This is a genomic window from Verrucomicrobiia bacterium (genome assembly GCA_035946615.1).
Taxonomy (GTDB): Bacteria; Verrucomicrobiota; Verrucomicrobiia; order Limisphaerales; family UBA8199; genus DASYZB01.
In genome coordinates this window covers 1-17,118 of the sequence record DASYZB010000115.1, presented here as the reverse complement: position 1 = coordinate 17,118, position 17,118 = coordinate 1, and the positions used below count along the sequence as shown (strand labels likewise).

The 17,118-nt window shown below is 57.7% G+C and carries 15 protein-coding genes; 3 read left to right on the top strand and 12 right to left on the bottom strand.

What is annotated here, in order from left to right:
- Positions 1-102 precede the first annotated feature (102 nt).
- The 8 genes from VG146_16700 to VG146_16665 all read right to left on the bottom strand — a co-directional run bounded on the left by VG146_16700 (position 103) and on the right by VG146_16665 (position 8,020).
- The gene (locus VG146_16700) at positions 103-315 is read right to left on the bottom strand and encodes a hypothetical protein (protein ID HEV2393994.1); all 213 of its coding nucleotides are present in this window, start codon (positions 313-315) and stop codon (positions 103-105) included.
- Positions 316-533: 218 nt separating this feature from the next.
- The gene (locus VG146_16695) at positions 534-2,609 is read right to left on the bottom strand and encodes a hypothetical protein (GenBank protein ID HEV2393993.1); all 2,076 of its coding nucleotides are present in this window, start codon (positions 2,607-2,609) and stop codon (positions 534-536) included.
- Positions 2,610-2,877: 268 nt separating this feature from the next.
- Positions 2,878-4,392, bottom strand: coding sequence for a NapC/NirT family cytochrome c (locus VG146_16690; protein ID HEV2393992.1), 1,515 nt, complete (start codon positions 4,390-4,392; stop codon positions 2,878-2,880).
- Positions 4,393-4,513: 121 nt separating this feature from the next.
- Positions 4,514-4,843 carry a cytochrome c gene (locus tag VG146_16685; GenBank protein HEV2393991.1) on the bottom strand — a complete coding sequence of 110 codons (330 nt, stop codon included), beginning with the start codon at positions 4,841-4,843 and terminating at the stop codon, positions 4,514-4,516.
- 11 nt (positions 4,844-4,854) lie between these two features.
- Complete coding sequence (nrfD, locus tag VG146_16680) at positions 4,855-6,189, bottom strand: NrfD/PsrC family molybdoenzyme membrane anchor subunit (GenBank protein HEV2393990.1); 1,335 nt, start codon at positions 6,187-6,189, stop codon at positions 4,855-4,857.
- Between the two features lie 2 nt (positions 6,190-6,191).
- On the bottom strand, positions 6,192-6,998 hold the full coding sequence (locus VG146_16675) for a 4Fe-4S dicluster domain-containing protein (GenBank protein ID HEV2393989.1): 807 nt from the start codon (positions 6,996-6,998) through the stop codon (positions 6,192-6,194).
- Positions 6,995-7,453 (bottom strand): hypothetical protein, encoded by a 459-nt coding sequence (locus VG146_16670; protein ID HEV2393988.1) that lies wholly within the window; start codon positions 7,451-7,453, stop codon positions 6,995-6,997. The genes VG146_16675 and VG146_16670 overlap by 4 nt, the downstream gene beginning before the upstream one ends.
- A 234-nt stretch (positions 7,454-7,687) precedes the next feature.
- Complete coding sequence (locus VG146_16665; protein ID HEV2393987.1) at positions 7,688-8,020, bottom strand: cytochrome c; 333 nt, start codon at positions 8,018-8,020, stop codon at positions 7,688-7,690.
- 430 nt (positions 8,021-8,450) lie between these two features.
- Here VG146_16665 and VG146_16660 point away from each other — a divergent pair, with 430 nt between their 5' ends.
- Positions 8,451-9,386, top strand: coding sequence for a radical SAM protein (locus tag VG146_16660; protein HEV2393986.1), 936 nt, complete (start codon positions 8,451-8,453; stop codon positions 9,384-9,386).
- Positions 9,387-9,393: 7 nt separating this feature from the next.
- Here the strand turns inward: VG146_16660 and VG146_16655 are convergent, their stop codons facing one another.
- The 4 genes from VG146_16655 to uvrB form a co-directional block, all read right to left on the bottom strand.
- Positions 9,394-11,694, bottom strand: coding sequence for a beta-galactosidase (locus VG146_16655; GenBank protein ID HEV2393985.1), 2,301 nt, complete (start codon positions 11,692-11,694; stop codon positions 9,394-9,396).
- 10 nt (positions 11,695-11,704) lie between these two features.
- Positions 11,705-12,163: a hypothetical protein gene (locus VG146_16650; protein HEV2393984.1), complete on the bottom strand. Its 459-nt coding sequence runs from the start codon at positions 12,161-12,163 to the stop codon at positions 11,705-11,707.
- 121 nt (positions 12,164-12,284) lie between these two features.
- Positions 12,285-12,464, bottom strand: coding sequence for a CPXCG motif-containing cysteine-rich protein (locus VG146_16645; GenBank protein ID HEV2393983.1), 180 nt, complete (start codon positions 12,462-12,464; stop codon positions 12,285-12,287).
- 4 nt (positions 12,465-12,468) lie between these two features.
- Positions 12,469-14,532, bottom strand: a complete 2,064-nt coding sequence (gene uvrB, locus VG146_16640) for an excinuclease ABC subunit UvrB (protein ID HEV2393982.1) — start codon at positions 14,530-14,532, stop codon at positions 12,469-12,471.
- 222 nt (positions 14,533-14,754) lie between these two features.
- Between uvrB and VG146_16635 the strand changes: the two genes are divergently transcribed.
- Positions 14,755-15,855, top strand: a complete 1,101-nt coding sequence (locus tag VG146_16635; GenBank protein HEV2393981.1) for a hypothetical protein — start codon at positions 14,755-14,757, stop codon at positions 15,853-15,855.
- 397 nt (positions 15,856-16,252) lie between these two features.
- The gene (locus VG146_16630; GenBank protein ID HEV2393980.1) at positions 16,253-16,939 is read left to right on the top strand and encodes a hypothetical protein; all 687 of its coding nucleotides are present in this window, start codon (positions 16,253-16,255) and stop codon (positions 16,937-16,939) included.
- Positions 16,940-17,118: the final 179 nt, after the last annotated feature.

The window sequence follows — 17,118 nt, the reverse complement described above, 5'->3', positions numbered from 1 at the left end:
TTTTGCATGCCTTAGAATGGAAAAAGGGGAACCGGCTCCCCATGCATCGAGAGGCGCATCAAGGAGGGTCGGGCAGCGCACAGGCGTAAAGCCAGCGCCAGCTCAGCGCGTCCGGCCAGGACCGTTGGCGTTGACGAATAACGTGCCGACGACAATGGCGATGATCGACCAGTCGAGCAGCAGATCGCGCAGGTTCAGTGAGCCCGATGACGACGAGCCCGCCGGAGCACCTTGCGAGCTGGTGGCATTCAAAACGGCAGCCGCTAAAAAAAGAATTAAGGTGCCGATGATCAAAAACAGACGCTTCCGATTCATGGAACGGTCACAGCATTTACCCGCTTCACCTCTTTATCATGCCGCAACCCTTGGAATAATAACCTGGGGTCTTTGCCCCAGGCTGGCCTAACGCCATGCCCCGGGCTTCGGGGCTTCTCGGCTACTGAAGCGCGCGCCCATCAGCAGGTTCAATATCAATACCACTCAAGACACCATAATGGCACGCTAAATGGCAAATAAAATGCCGGGACCCGGCTTTAGTGCGTCAGGCGCGTCACCATCGCGTAGAGGATGAGGACGAGCAAAATCACTCCCAGCCCGAAGAAGAAGTAGCCGAAGGTCCGAGCGATGCTTTTCCAGCGCAGCCATTCGTCCCGGATGCGGAAGTCATCAAGATGCCCTTCGGCGACGAGCCGGTCATACCACCGTTTGCGTTCATGAAGCATTTCGTTTTTAGAGACGCGGCCAGAGAAGATAACGGTGTCCATGGGGAACTTCTCGATGCGGAAATGGGTGTTGAAGAAGTGGATCGAGAAAATAAATCCCGCAGCCAGCAGGGCTTCGTCGGAGTGGATGATTAAGGCAATGTTAATAATCCATCCCGGCAGAAACCGGGTGAAGAAGGTCGGAAACCACATGATAAGCCCTGACGAGCCGATGATGAGCACGCCCCAAAAAACGGCGAAGTAATCGAACTTCTCCCAATAAGTCCAGCGATCAAACTGGGGGCGAGGTCCTTTGCCGAAGAACCAGCGGTTGTGGGCGACGAAATCGCGCCAATCCTGCAGGGTCGGCATCATGGAATCGGGGCCAAAGACCGTATGCCAAAGCCGTTTGAGACTCCATTGGCCAGTCTGCGGGTCGCGGATATGTTTGCGCCCGTTCCAGGACCTGGCCAACAGCGCGCTCAAATGGAGTCCAAAGTAGAGGAAAGTCACCAGCGCCCCGAGGCGGTGCAGGGCGCGGGCCGTTTCGGCGCCGCCGATGATGTTGAACATCGTCTTGGCCCAGTCTGCGTAATAGAACTTCAGGGGCATGCCGGTAATGACCAGGAGGAGAAAGCTGGTGACTACCAGGAAATGGAGGAAGCGCTCGAAAGGCGCAAAGCGGGTGAACCATTCGCCTCCCTCTTGCGAGCTGATCTTGGCCTCGCGAAATGCCTTTGAATCGTGCAGGTATAAATATCCGGCCCGAAACAGCCAGGCCCCCGTGTGCGCGCCAAAGAAGACGAACACGCCGACCAACAAAGAGGTCATGGACAGGAATGTCAGATGAAGCAGCGGGTAGTTCTTGCCATCCAGCGGATTGGCATGGGGCTTATAGAGTGTAAAGCCGATAGTGGCCGCAGGGTGACATTGCTGGCAAGTGGCCAGGATATTCGTCCGGGACAAGCGGGAGAGCGGGTTGGCTGCCGGCAGGACATCGTGATGGCCATGGCAATCGTAGCAGGCGGCCACATCCGAGGCGGCGTTCGGTTTGCCCAGGGCCATGGCCTTGCCGTGGTAAGTGTCGCGATAATGCGCCAGGCGATCCTCGTGGCAGCGGCCACAGCGCTGGTCGCTGATCATTTTAAAATGCCCGTTCTGCGGGTTCTCGACCTGGTGCGCCGTATGGCAATCTGTGCAGACCGGCCCGCGTTTATCGCCTTTGGCCAGCAATTGGCCATGAACGCTGTTATTATAGATTCGTTCCACTTTGACGTGGCACTTGCCGCAGGTCCTGGCGACGTTGGCCTGGTTGATGGGCGAATCACGATCGACAGCCCGTTTGATGTCATGCACCCCATGACAATCGTTGCAGGAAGGAGCGACAATCAGGCCCATCTTCAGCAACGCCCGGCCATGGATGCTATCCATGTATTGGGCGGCTGCCTCGGGGTACTTCATCTGGTACTCTTTAGTGATGCCGGAGTTAGTGTGACAAGCGGCGCAGGTGTTGGGCAGGTTCAACTTGAACACCGGGGAATCGGCGTGCTTGGCGGGAAGAATATTGTGTGAACCGTGGCAATCCCAGCAATTGGCGGCGCCAGAAGCCCCGAGTGTATGGCTCACCCCGTGAATGCTAGCGGCATATTGCCGTCCCTCCTCCGCGTGACAAGCAGCACAATTAACCGGTTTGGCCGACACATTGTCATCCGGATGCTTGGGCGTGATATCTGCATGGCAACTGGCGCAGGTGTTGGTGTTGTGGATGGCGCGCGAGAACTTGGCTTCGTCTATGAAGAGCCAGATGGCCTTGCCGGCGGCATTGGTCTTGTAGAGGGTCTTATCCGAGTGGCAATCGAGGCAGGCAGCATTGGGGTTTTGTTCGGCGGCATGGACCCCGACAGGCAACCAGCAACAGAACGCCAGCGCCAGCCCAACCAGTGTCCTCCAGGAACTGCACCCGTGACGGGCTGGTACTGTGACATAGAAGTTTCGAGACAGAGGGCCTCCTCTCCCTGACCCTCTCCTCCAAAGGAGGAGAGGGAATTGCTTTCCGACGCATGTGAGGGAACGTAGTTGCCAGTTTACCAGGGGCGCCAGGGCCGACGCCAAGGAAGACGTCGGAAGGGCCCGAAGGTTGCGGGGTCCCTCGGGAGCTTTGAGAGGCATCATGGTCTTACAAGCCGCCGGTGTGGCAATCATTGCAGGCTCCATCCACTTCATCTCCCGGATGTTTGAATTTCTGTCCCTTGGGAGAAAGTTGTTCGAGATCAGCCGGGCCGCCCTGGGCGATGATGGAATGGCAGGCATTACAGTCGTTGGCCTTGATTGTGCGCTTGCCATCAGGGGTTTTGTGCTGGCCATCGTGGCAACGGAAGCAGCCCGGCCAATCCTTATGCCCGATGTTATCCGGATAGTCCTGCCAATCAGCCTTCATGCCGGCAAAAAAGTTGTTGGTATAAATCTCCTGCACTGAATCGATGGTCATACGGACCTTGTCCTGGCACCCTGCGAATTTAACTGCCGAATAGCGGTCGGCGATAATGGTGGCGATACTTTCGAGGGCCTGGGTGGAATTGGTGTAGGAGCGGGTCAGGACATAGACCGCGTTGGTTTTAACATAGGGCAAACCGCAGTCGATTTTATTGAGGAACATGGCGAGATTGACCGCGCTGTTAGGGGTTTGGTAGCGGTGGGCGGGGCGGTTGTGGCAGTCCATGCAATCCATGCGGCGGACTTCCGCCTCGCTGATCTCATTGGTGAACCGGGGGGAGCGATACTCAGTGACAACGCCTTGGGGGTTCGTGACGCGCACCCAGGGAATTCTCTGACGCGCTTCGTCGGCCGAGACGTATTCGACCTTGTTGCCGACGTTCATGTGCCAATGGATGCCACCCACGGGGCCGTGCGTCGGGTCACCGCCGCCTACATTCATTAACATCCGGACGGTGAACGCGGTGTTGGTCTCATCGGAAAGAAAATAATGGAAAGTCCGTTCGAGGCTGCCGACGAATTTTTTCGGCCAATGGCACTCCTCGCAGGTCTCTTGGGCGGGCCGGAGATTTTTGACAGGGGTAGGAATGGGGCGGGGGAATTTATGCGCCAGGGTAGCATAGACCTGGTAGGTGCCCGAGAGCTTCGAGCGGACGTACCAGGAAGCGCCTTTGCCAATATGGCACTCGGCGCAGGCGACGCGGGCGTGGGGCGAATGGGTGTAAGTGACCCATTCGGGTTGCATCACCCCATGGCAAGCTTGTCCGCAAAACTGCACGGACTCAGTAAACTGATAGGTTTGATAGCTGGCTACGGCTGTGATGAGCAGAAACAACACGCTGCCGGCAAGGAAGAAGCCGAAGATACGCCGGTCTCGCGGGCGGGTCAGATCGATGCGCAAGGGAGGCATCGGGCCGGCGGTCTTGATGATTTGGCGGCGGCGAAGCCAGGCGCCCAACGCGGCCAGAGCCAAGCCGAAAAAGAGGATGGCCGGCGCCACGAGATACGTCAGGATGCCAATATACGGATTGGCAAAGTGCGACAAGGAATCCAGCAGGAGCAGCAGGAAGAAGGAAAACAAACCGCCGATGATGACAACAAGGCCGGTAGCGCTGAGCCAATTGCGAAAAATGGATGAGGGCCGCGGGGCGGAAGCAGGAGCCGGACCGGGAGCGGGGGCTTGCGGGTTAGGATTCATTCACGGCAATGGTTCTGCGGGTGTTTAGCAGGAGCCAACGGACCCGCGGAGGAACATCATGGCTCCGAGGGGAGCCCCGTTGCTTGCGCCAGACGGGGCTCGAATGCGCAAAGCAAAAGCCCTATTTCTTAAAGCTGCGCATATAGGCGACCAAGGCCTTGGCATCTGCATCCGAGATGCCTTCAACGGGCTTCATTAAAACGTTTCCCTCTTTGTCTTTAAGCCCTTCCTTGATGGCCTTGATAGCCGCCTCGTCTTTAAGCTCATCCTGCACCTTCGGGTCGGTGTAATCCTTGGCGCCCTTCTTTTTGCCCATTGTGGTTTGGCCTTTGCCGTTCTCGCCATGGCACTTGGCGCAGTCTTTGTTGTACAGTTCTTTTCCATCTGCCGCCCGAGCAGACAGAGCTGCCATCGCTGCGATGGCGACCAGCAGGGGGAGTAGTTTTTTCATGTATGTCTTTCCTAGTTTTTATGTTTCAACTGACTGTCAGTTTCGTCCGAACCACTTGATGACGGCACCGCGAAGTCATCGTCAAAAGCGGCCGGGCCGAAAGCATTGCGGGGTGGTTGAGCCGAAAGGGTCTGGAGCGGAACGGTGCTGAGAAGCTTTTCAGACAGGAACAGCTTAATAAACACGGTCAGCACAATGAACGGCAGGATCAACAGAAAAGCCCCCATCAGCCACCCTTCCAACCCTGCAAACTCCATCTTGTAGGTCATAATGCCGCGCAGGCTCTTGGAAAAAGTCTGGCCGCCTATGACCACGTTCCAGCGCATCGCCAGCACTCCGACCAGAATCAAAGCGGAGCTGGCAAAGTACATGCGCCGGCGCGGCAATTCCGGCACACGCCGGCGGATCAATTGGAGTGAGCCCAGCAGCAACAGCGGCATCAACGTGCCCATCGCCACCTGGCCCAGGCTGAGCGTATAAAAAAGCTTTTCTCGCGCCATATATTGGATGACCTGAAAGCCCTCCTCAGCGGAATAGATGCGGTGAATCCAGTCCAACCCCTCGATGGCGGCATCCATAACGAGGGAGTAGAAAAGGAACATGCACATCGTATCGAGGCATTTCATATCAATGGCTTTGCGCCTGACCCAGCTCAGGACCATGTAATTGAAAACGCATAAGGCGATGCCCGAGACCATGGCAGACATAATAAAAATAATGGGCATCAGCACGTTGCCCCACCACGGGTTGGCCTTGATGGAGCCAAAGATGAACCCGACATAACCGTGCAGCAAAAAGGCTGAGGGAATACCCACAATCGAAAGCACCTGGCCGATCTTGTGGTCCAACTCAACCGCCGGCGCCGACACATCCGTCACACCCACTGTAAACAGCCGGTAGAGCATCCCACGGAACCCCGGCGTGATTTCCGACCATGCGACAAAATCGGCGCGGTAATCGAACCACAGTTCCAGCAGGAGCACGGCCATCAAGTACCACGCGTAAATGAACCCGAAGATGGCCATCGGCGACGTCAGGTGTGGCGTCATCATCACCTCGAGACACCGCTCCGGGTGGCCAAGGTGAAACAGCAGCGGCAAGGGCGCGCACAAGAGAAAAGCAAAGGCGGTGAGCATCGACAGGCGGTACACCGGTTCGAGGGCTCTGACTTTGAAGACGCGCACCAGGGACGCCATGATAAACGCGCCCGCGACCAGGCCCGTGATATATGGGTACAGAACAATTAGTATCCCCCAAAGCGGCTGCGAAGTCGCTTCGTTGGGATAGGCATACCCCTCGAAATGAGGAATGACTTCAAAGACCAGATTCGTAACGGCAGGGGGCATATTTACCTGACCTCCTTATCCAGGCCGGCGTAAAAAACACTGGGGCTGGTCCCCAAGTAAGGTTTGAGTACCTCGACACGGTTGGCCTGGTAGAACTGATGAATTGGATCGTCCGCCGGGTTCATTAAATCACCAAACACGCGGGCCTGGGTTGGGCAGACCTCAGCGCAGGCGGGTTTAAGCCCTCGCGTAATGCGATGGTAACAGAGGGTGCATTTCTCGGCCGTCTTGGTGACCGGGCTGAGGAACCGGCAGCCATAAGGACAGGCTTGGACGCAAAAGCCGCATCCGATGCAGTAGGTCGGATCGATCAGCACCACGCCGTCGGGAGCGTCGAATGTGGCCCCGACAGGACAGACCTGGACGCAAGGCGAGTGCTCGCACAGGTTGCACAGTTTAGGTACGAAGAAGGAATGCTGGATATCGCCCACGGGAACCGGCGGCTCGGGAAACCCGTGCATGCCGCCATAGGGGGAATCCACGAGTGTTTCGCCACGCGCTTCGCCCGAGCCGGGTTTGGGTTTGGTGATGATGTAGCGTTCAATCCAGGTCCGGTAGTAGGGACCCTCGGGCACGTGATTCTCCTTTTTGCAGGCCTCCGCGCACAACCCGCACCCGATGCAGCGATTGACATCGAGTGCCATGCGCCATTTGTGCTTAGTAGGGTCATAGCCTTTCGGCGCGTCGGAGGCGACCAGCACCTTTTGGACAGCGGCTTTGGCGGCCCTCGCCACGGGCAGGGCCAGAACACCAGCCAGGGCGGCGCCCATTTTGCCCAGAATGCTGCGACGGGAGAGTTGCGGTTTCATGGCACTTCAGAAGGGGCGTGAGGCACGTGGCACTCGGCGCATTTGGAACCGGTGTAATGGGTTCTGCTGACAATCTGTTTGTGCCACTTGGGCCGCGAGGGGTTTGCTTCGTGGCAACGCACACAGGGGCTATAGCTGTTCTTATCGATTGCTATGTCCGGGTTGTTCGCATGCGCTTCACCGGGGCCATGGCAGCCTTCGCAAGAAAGGTTCTTGTGCTCATACTTGAGCAACTTCTTAACTTCCTCTGAATGGCATTCTTCGCAGGCATTTCTTCCGGCAAAGACTCTTTGGCGGCTGGCTAATTCCGCCAATGCTTCCCCGCGATACCAACCATATTGGTGGAACGACGCCGGCGTGAGAAAATACCGTGCGATCGAATAGATGGTCACAATCCCAACCGCCAGCAGGAAAAGCCGGAGGGCCTGGGGCGGCATTTTAAAGAGGCGTCGCATGGACTGATTTATAATTTGGGCATATCGGCCACTGCTCTAATTAACGTTCACAGAATTTAGAACACGCCCCAAGAACGGCTTCACTTCCGTTGCTAATCTATTAGCCTTTTTTGCTATCGCATTGTCCAAAAGCGTTTCAACGAAAGCCGAAAACACGCGCTGGAAGTTCCACCACAAAACAAAAGGGAGCTCGCGCAGACGCGAACTCCCTGAACAGACTCAGCAGAGAGGCGGTTACTTCTTCAACCCGCGGACGTAAGCAACCAGGGCCTTGGCCTCGTCATCGCTCAAGTCGCTGAAGGCCTTCATGCGAGTCCTGTCGGAACCGCTTTCCTTGACGCCTTCCTTGATGGCCTTGGCCATCTGTTCGTCCTTAAGCGAGCTCTGCAGCTTCGCGTCAGTAAGGTCTTTAATCTCCAGCTTTTTGCCCATCTTGGTCTCACCCTTGCCATCCACTCCGTGGCACTTGGCGCAATCCTTTTCCCAAACGGCTTTCGCGTCGGCGGCCCGGGCGGACACTACTCCCGCCAGGCATACGGCAGCGGCTAATACAATCAATTTTTTCATATCGGTTTTCTACTATCCGGTCATTCCTTTGGACGCCCGGTTTGTGTTTCAATTCAAACAATTGTGGGGCGGCCTCTTGCCATCCAGCCAACAACTGTCTTGCTGGAAGGAAAATGGCGCATCGGCGAGGTCGTTGCTTTACCGGGCTTGTCTTTTGATTGGCATTTTTTGGCCAGACAACTTTAGCAAGCTTTATCCAACATGCGTGCAAGATATGGAAAGCTGCATCATCCTCCCGGTCCAAATCCCCGTTTCGTTTGCGGGTGCTTTGGCGTTCTTTTGCGGCTAACAAATTCCCCCATTATCTGCGGTTGGCGACTGCTCGGAAAGCAATCAGGGTTTCTAAACCAAACTGGAAATCGAATAACCGGCAAAAAATGTCCATTGTTTAGCAAGGCTCGTGTAGTGCCAGGGGGAGGCTAGTTTTAGGGTGCGTATCGAGCTTGTGGAAGAAGTGACTGCTAACAGTGGGCGAGCGAGCGAACCGGTTGATACGCAGAAGAAGGTTCCTCTCCGGCTCAACGGGATTCGCGAAACAGCGTTTGGGTCGCCGCGCGATTTTCTGGATAACCGCTTTGTATATGCGGTGGTTTCAGCCCGCGCGCACGGCTTGTCGGTGGGTGTCAACATCAACCCGGATAAGGCTTGCAACTTTAATTGCATCTATTGCGAGGTACATCGGAACGGGGATTCGCCCCAGCCGCTGGATGTGGATTTAATGGCAGGTGAATTAAGGAAGACGCTTCTGCTGGTTCGCGCGGGCCGGCTGCGGGAGCGGCCCTGGTATCGCTCCTTGCCTGATGAGCTGCTGCAACTGCGCCATGTCGCCTTGAGCGGGGACGGCGAACCCACTCTGGCGCCGAAGTTTCCCGAAGCGCTGCAGGCGATTATGCACGTGCGGGCTCTGGGAGGTTTCCCCTTTTTCAAACTGGTGCTCATCACCAATGCAACCGGCCTGGACCTTCCCCACGTCCAGGAAGGCTTGAAGCATTTGACGCGCAGCGACGAGGTTTGGGCAAAATTAGATGGTGGCTCTCAAGCCTATCTTAACAAGGTGAACCAGGCTGATGTGCCGCTCGAGAAAGTCTTAGCCAATATCCTGATGCTCGGACGCCAAAGGTCCATAGTCATTCAGAGCCTATTTCCCGCCATCGGTGAGGAGGAACCTTCTCTCGAAGAGATTGAGCAGTACGCCAAACGCCTGTTGGAGTTGAAAAAGGAGGGAGCGGATATTTCGCTGGTGCAAATCTACTCGGCCACACGACCTTCAGCCAATTCAAGGTGCAGCCATCTCCCCTTAAGGACCCTCTCACGGATAGCTCACAGCGTGCGGCAGATCACCGGCCTGAATGCCGAGGTGTTTTAATCCTTTGTCACGTGAACACAGCCACCTCGTGGTCCAGGAGCGAGGGAAGCTCGAAGCTGGCCCAACCCCTTTTGGAAGGCGCAGAAATAGTCTGGCGCGCCACCAACAAACGGGCTTTCCTGCCTCTCACTGTTTCGGGCAGCTTGATGCGCACACGCAGGGGACCCACGGGTATCAATTCATCGACCGGCTGACCCCAGGTTCCGGCATTGGTTAGGTTGATCAGGTGGAGAATGATCCGGCCAGGTTGGTGGTACACGTGGCAGTCAATCAGGCCAGGGCCTTCCACAAAAAGGGGCACTTCGTCTTTGGCCGCCCAACGGACCAGGTTGGCGAGGAGATTACCGTGGTCTGGAAGATTGTCTCGACCAAAGCGACGATCGAGGTCGGCCGGCATTAATGCGATACGGCTGCCGCCCCGGGTCGCGTTGAGGATCAACGCGGGAATGTCTGTACTGGGCTCGCGCATCCATGATGTTTCAGGAGGAGAAATGGGAAAGGGTCGAATAAAGGTCAGCAGCACTTGAGCCCCGGCATCCACTTTGAGAGGCTCCAAGGCGCCACCGAAGGGTAAGATATCCGTTTCTTGAAATCCGCGCAGAACAGCATGGCGCGGTCCCTTTACTGGCGGTTCGTTCGGGATGTGCGGTCCGTTGGTGGCAGCGCGCAACTCCGGCGCCAGCCGCAGATAGCTGTGGGAGGTTTCCGAGGCCCATTTCCTGCGGATAGCCTCGCTGTCGGCTTGCCGGGGTTGAAGCGCGTGTGCTCCAAACAAATCGCCCAGGGCGAAATCAGGTCGGGGGTCGCCCCACTCATCAAAAAGGCTGCTGTGTCCTGTCGCAAGGAGATTGCCGCCCCGCTTGACGAATGCGCGGATCGCGTCTGCCTGCCGGTCCGACATCACGGCCAAATTCGGCAGCACCAACAGCGAGAACTGCGCCGCATCTCTTTCCAGGTCGTCAGCGTGGACCGGCAGATAGGGAATGCGGGCGCGAATCAGGGCTTGTGTCATGCCGCGCCAGGGCAGCTCGACCAAAGGTTCGGCGTCATCGCGGCCATAGAAATCATTGTTACGCTGCGACCAAACCACCCCCACGGTGGCAACCGGGCGGCGGTTGAGCAGGTACTGTTCATTGGCCCTATGCCATCGGCAGATAGGTTCGGCGATGCGATACATCCGGCGGTCCTCATCGTAAGCGCCGATGTGATGCCACCAGGGTTGCAATCCTCCGGCGATGCCTTCGAGCATCCACAACCGTGCTTCCGGTTCGGGTTTGCTGGCAAGCCGGAAGGTGGGCCTGCCGGCCTGGTACAAAGCCATGCTTTCGGGAATGAGCTTGTCCCAACCGAGCAGCCCATGAATGAGTTTGCCCCTTTCACCGTTATTTTGAAAACCGCTCGAATCGCTTCGCGATTGATGGTCCAACATAATGAGTTTGGCGCGCCGGCAGATTTCCCTGTAATCCCGGAAGCTCTGAGATTGTCCGTTCACCGAGCCACTGTTCATCCCAATCCAGAGGCATTCGGGACCGCCGGCACTTTGGGTCACTTGGTTGTTCCTGTCCCACAACTCGAGCCGCCGCTCGTAATTCCACTGTATCCACTGGCGGTACAGAGGTTGATTCCAGTTCTTCTGGTTCGGAATCGCCTCACCGGTTCGGTCGCGGAATTTCCTCTGGCAGTTCTTACAGAAACAGGGGCTGCCTCTCCCCAACCCGCTCCAACTGTTGTCGGTGAACCCCTCCGGACGGCAGCGATCGATGATCTCTCGCATAATGGCCGGAATGTATTCTTCATAATAGGGGCTGTTGACACAGGTAACGAAGAACTCGCCGGCTTTGCGCGTTTGACCGGAGCTGTCGAGCGCGAACCAATCAGGATGGGCTTCGTACAGGTCTTGGCGGGCCTTGCTCGAATCCATCCGCGCGAAAACTGCCAACCCGTCCGCATGCGCTGCATGGCACAATTCGCCGAATAAATCGCGGCCATTGAGGTACAGCGCCTGGTGATGGTACGGGACCTGGCTGGGATAATAAGCGACAATCCCGCCGGCATTAATAATGACACCTTGGGTTTGTGTCTGTTTCCAGTAACTGCGCCACCAGGGGATGTCGTAGCGTTGAGGATCGATTTCCGTGATATTGGTTTGCCCCCACCGGAATGCGCGGCGAAACCACGGAACCGCCGGCAACGCAGATAATGCAGACACCTTGCCGGCGTGTGCAAGGCCTGTTGCTGCGCCGGCCAACCCGGTCACCAGCAAACCGGTTTGTTTGATGAAACTGCGGCGGCTTTCAGCCTCTGGCATGTCCATACCCCTACACCGCCTCTGCAGCGGGCACAGGGAGAGGCGGGAGCTCGGGTGTCTGCGCTTCAGTGGACGAAGAATCCACCGCCACAACCGGCGGAGCTTGTGCCGGTTCCAGTTCAACCGCCTTGCGACTGGGCAGGGGAGCAAGGCCAGTCGCCGCGATGGTTATCGGCCTCTTGGCAGACGCCCGTTTGGCCAGCAGGGCGTTTCGCCTCTTTTGCCTGGCGACTTTATCGACAAGCGCCTTCAACTCCTCTTGCGCCCGGCGGGCCAGCTTTGCGGCCTTCTTTGCGCCCTTTTTTGCCTCTTTAAATGTTTTTCGCGCCTCCTTAAAACTGCGCTTGGCTGAACGCGCTTTCTCCTTTTCGGCATTGGCTGTTTTTTCGGCAGACAAGGCCTTGGCGGTGGCGGAGCGGAGTGCGGTTTCGGAACTGAGATCGGCCCTGTTGGGCGTGGCCGTTTTCATAAAGCAACGCGCTTGAAATTTATTTTTTTGGTTTGTCTGGCGACCGTAATGCCAGTGTCACCAAACTGCAATGGAAATGTTGCAAGAAGGTCCAAGGAAAAACGCAGTCGCCACGAGGCTCTTAATCTCCGCGCACTTCCACTTCGAGAACCTCGCCGGGTTCGCATTGGGCGAAGACTTCGAAGGGGCGGCAGCAGACCTCGCAATCGCTGGTAAATCTCTGGACCGGGATGCTCGTGTCGATAGCCAATTCAAAGCTCTGCCCGCAAAAAGGGCATTGAATGGGTTCTGAGACTTCCATTGATTCAGAATGGCATTTCTTTTCGAGGCGCGCGCGACCGGGCGCCCTTGCGGTAGCTGACAGGTCTGGAAGCGGTGGGGTCCGAGGCCTTGCCGGCTGCGTTGGCATCTGACCCCCGTTTCAGCTCGCGGATTTGGTCGCGGAGCAGCGCCGCCTTTTCGAATTCAAGGTTATTGGCGGCGGCGAGCATTTCCTCCTCAATTTCCTTGATGGTCTCGTTAATATCGAGGTCCACACCGGACTCAGCCAGAAAAGCGCGCGCGCGCTGGTTGACACCCCGGTAAGCGGAAAGGCTTTCTTCTACTGCGCGGCTGACACTGCGGGGAGTGATATGATGTTCCTGGTTATAGGCCAACTGCTTCGCGCGCCGATATTCAGAAACTGCCAGGAATTTCTGGATGCTCTGCGTTTTGACGTCGGCGTAGAGGATGACCTCGCCATGGAGGTGGCGGGCGGCGCGTCCGGCAGTCTGGATGAGGCTGGTTTCGCTTCGCAGAAATCCTTCCTTGTCAGCGTCCAGGATTGCCACCAGAGACACCTCCGGCAGGTCGAGTCCTTCGCGCAGGAGGTTGATTCCCACCAGCACATCGAACTCCCCTTTGCGCAACGCCCGCAAGACCTCGACGCGTTCGATGGCGTCGATTTCGCTATGGAGGTATTGCACCTGAATCCCGATCTCGCGCAGGTAATCGGTCAATTCCTCGGCTGTCCTTTTGGTGAGGGTGGTCACCAGCACGCGTTCCTTGGCGTCGGCGCGTTTGCGGCATTCATTGATGAGGTCGTCGATTTGGCCCCCGAGCGGTTTGAGCGTCACTTTAGGGTCCACCAGGCCCGTGGGCCGCACGATTTGCTCGACCACGCGGGATTTGGCCCAGCCCAGCTCGCGCGGGGCCGGAGTTGCACTGGCGTAAATGCTCTGGTTTTGGAGTCCCTGGAACTCCTCGAAACTGAGGGGGCGATTGTCCAAGGCGCTGGGCAAGCGGAACCCGTGTTCGACGAGGACGGTTTTGCGCGAGCGGTCGCCTTCGTACATCCCGCCGATCTGGGGCAAAGTGGCGTGCGACTCATCGATGACCAGGAGGAAATCCTTTGGAAAGAAATCGAACAGGGTGCAGGGCCGGGAGCCCGGCGCCCGGCCTGAGAGAGGCCGCGAGTAATTCTCGATGCCTGAGCAGAAGCCCATCTCCTCCATCATCTCGAGATCGTACTCGGTGCGCATCTTGAGCCGCTGGGCTTCGAGCAGTTTGCCTTGTTTCTCGAACCACGTGATGCGCTCGCTCAATTCCTCGCGGATGGCCAGCAGGGCTGGCCGTAGTTTCTCGGAAGGCATGACGAACTGTTTTCCGGGGTAAATCGTCACCGCATCCAGGGCATCCAGCTTATGGCCCGTCAACGGTTCGAAACGGGTGATGCGGTCGATGTCTTCGCCGAAAAACTCGACCCGCAAGGCGTCCTCGCGCCCCGCCGGCCAGAGTTCCACCGTGTCGCCCCGGGCGCGAAACTCGCCGCGGCTCAGTTCGACATCGTTGCGGGTGTATTGGAGGTCCACCAGACGATGCAGGAAATGTTCCCGGCCCATTGCCTGCCCCGCGCGAATGGGAATGACCAGGGCTTCGTAGTCTTCCTTGCTGCCAATGCCGTAAATGCAGGAAACGCTGGCGACGACAATGACATCCTGGCGGGAAAAGAGGGAACTCATGGTCGAGAGCCGGAGGCGCTCGATCTCGTCATTCACACTTGAATCCTTCTCGATAAAAGTATCGGTCCGGGGGATATAGGCCTCCGGCTGGTAATAATCGAAATAGCTGACGAAATATTCGACCGCGTTTCTTGGGAAAAAGGATTTGAATTCCGCATAAAGCTGGGCTGCCAGGGTCTTGTTATGGGAAATGACGAGTGTCGGTTTGTTCAAGTTCTTAATGGCGTTAGCGATAGTAAAGGTCTTGCCCGACCCGGTAACGCCCAGGAGGACCTGGTGTTTGGCCCCGGAAAGGAGACCCTCGGTAAGCTTGGCGATGGCCTGGGGCTGATCCCCGGCCGGCGCGTATGGTGAAACCAATTCAAACATTGAGTTTCAAAGTACGTGTCCGTTCAAGTGGAGTCAACGGGGGCAACTTTCAGCTTCCAGTTTTCGGGTTCTCCCGTGGATTTGAAATAAGACAACCGGTTGTTTTCGGATTAATGTTCGGACCAAGCCCACAGCCATGTTGGAACAGGCGGCTGGAGAACCCTGGGGCGCGCCGGTCTTCCTCCTCCGGCACAAAATCTGCTTATTCTTCTCTCGCATTGTATGATTACATCGAACGCGTCTGCGCCGGTCGCATCGGCCGATTGGAACTTCGATACCATCCCCGACCGCCACCTCATCGCGTGTTGCTACTGGGAATACGCGCGCGAATCCGCCTTTCTTCGCGCTTTCAAATCGCGCTGTGTCGAGAGCAACCGCCATCCCAAACCGTTTCGCGAGGCCTTCGAACTCTGCGGCAAAGACGCCCGCCGCGTCCTCTCGATCGGCAGTGTCGCCAACTCGTTCCTTCTCGGCTTCGGCTTCGAAGCGGACGACCCCCGGCACCCTGGCGTTGCGCGGAAGCTCGACCCGAATCAGCCGGTCTCGGGCAACTTTCCGGCTTCCTGGCAATCGCTTTGCGCCGGCGAACGGGACTACCGCGCCGAGCTCGCCACCGCGCCCGTCCCTGGCGGTGCGGCCCCTTTTGAGCGCGCGTCGGGTTGCGAGGCGGCTAATGCGCTGATGCTTCTGACGTCCATTATGCTCTCGGACATGCCGGTGGCGCCTCCTTGGGCCATCAACGACACTCTCGAGCGCCAACTCGAGCAGGTAAACAGCCACGCCGCGCCCGCCGGGCCGAAGACAGACGGAGGCGGGCCGGAATGTAAGGCAGGCGGGGTTGCTGCGGTTGCGGCGCTCAAGCCCGACCAAGGCGTGCTGCCCTGGCCCACGCCATCCATCCAACGGTTCGACACCCACAGCCGTTGCGCCGACGAAATTGCCCTGGTCCAAATCCAGTGGGGCAGCTTCAGCGACGCTGAAATGATGGAGTCGTTTCGGGCGTGGCTCAAAGCCAATCGCCCCGAGGCCGTAGGCCCGGTTCCCGGGCGGGGTCATAAACTCAAAGACTGGCGGGCAAACCTGACGCGGCTTGGGGTGATGCGGCTGGTCGCCCGGTTCTCCGCCCTGGAGCTGCTGGACCCCAAAACGGACCTCATCCCCGGGCTGTGGGAATCCAGGCAATTTTCCGGCCCCACCTGGCTGGACGTGGTTAAATGGCACGATGCCCGCCGCGGAGCCCGCGCGCTGTTCCATGAACTGTTTCCGTTCCTGTCTCCCGCGGAGGAACCCCTCTCCTGGCCCACGGCCCACCAGCGGCCTTAGAGCCCATCACATGCCGCGTCGTGTAGTCGCCCGAGAATCCCGAAGGGATTCCGCCCTCCGGCCCAGGGTTGCGAGGAAACGAGCTACCCTGGGTAATCTAAGTGCGTCCGCCTCAACTCCGAAGGAGTTGTGCCCCCTTTAGAATCCAACTAAATCCTGTGCCGCAATCACTCTCTGCCGTTCTTGCGACGGCCGCCATGCCCCTAACTTGATATCGCAAATTGCGACTTCAAGCTCACCATAGTTTTAAAGGCGCACCGCGTAGCGGTGCCGTGCCGGTAGCCGTGGGCCTCGGCCCACCGAATCGAGCCCATCACACGCCGCGTCGCGTCGCGACGCTTGAAAACCTCGCCCGTATCCAAGACTGCCTCCCTGGACTTTCAAGCAGGCTGGGGATATGACATTATCCAACCGCATGAATCTGGCGGATTACCAAGAGCAGGTTGGCCGGGTTCCCTATGGGAAACGCCTGCCGACTGCCCTCTACGTCCATCGCGAGGGACTGGCCACTGTTGGCGGCAGCCTGGGCGAACTGCTGGCTCAAATCGTGGCCCGCTACCAGGTCACCGCCCAATTCAACCTCGCGAAGTTCAGGACCGATGAGTTGAAGTTGTCCTTTCTCGCTTACCCCGAGTTTGAATCAGATCCCCATCCGGCGCTCAAGCACGCCGTTACGATTGACCTCGCTACCGGGAAAGCCAGGCGCACAGATTATACGGGCAACGCGAATCCACCGATTCTTCATCGAAAGGAAACCTTCTTGCCTGCGGGTCATCCACTCCGAGCGCAGTTCGAGGCGCTCACGCGCGCCGAGGAGCAGGCGGGGCTTTACGCGAGCCCTGCCACCATCGGCTTCAAATTGAATTGGGAGAAGCTGCTCGAGTCGAAAGGGCTAGCCATCATCGGTCATAATCTAATGCACCGTTCCCAGGTCGAGCACCCCGCGCCCAAACCCGCCCCGGAGGGACGCCCGGCAATAGCCCAACGTTTCAACGTTGGGACGGCTGACTCTCAAACAAAAGCAAGCCCCGAAGGGGCGGCTGAAACGGTAGATGCCCCCACCCCCAGCCCCCATAGGCGCTAACTTAATGAAAGGGTTTCCCAAGGATACCTGCTCCGTTAAGACGTCCGAGCGCGACGCCGTTCTTTAAGCTGGGCTCGGATAGCAATTCCGTTGCTCACCAATTGACGCGGGCGCAACGGCCGGCTGACTACTGATAGGACAGCATCCCGGGTTTCAATGAACTCGCGCCAATGACTCGG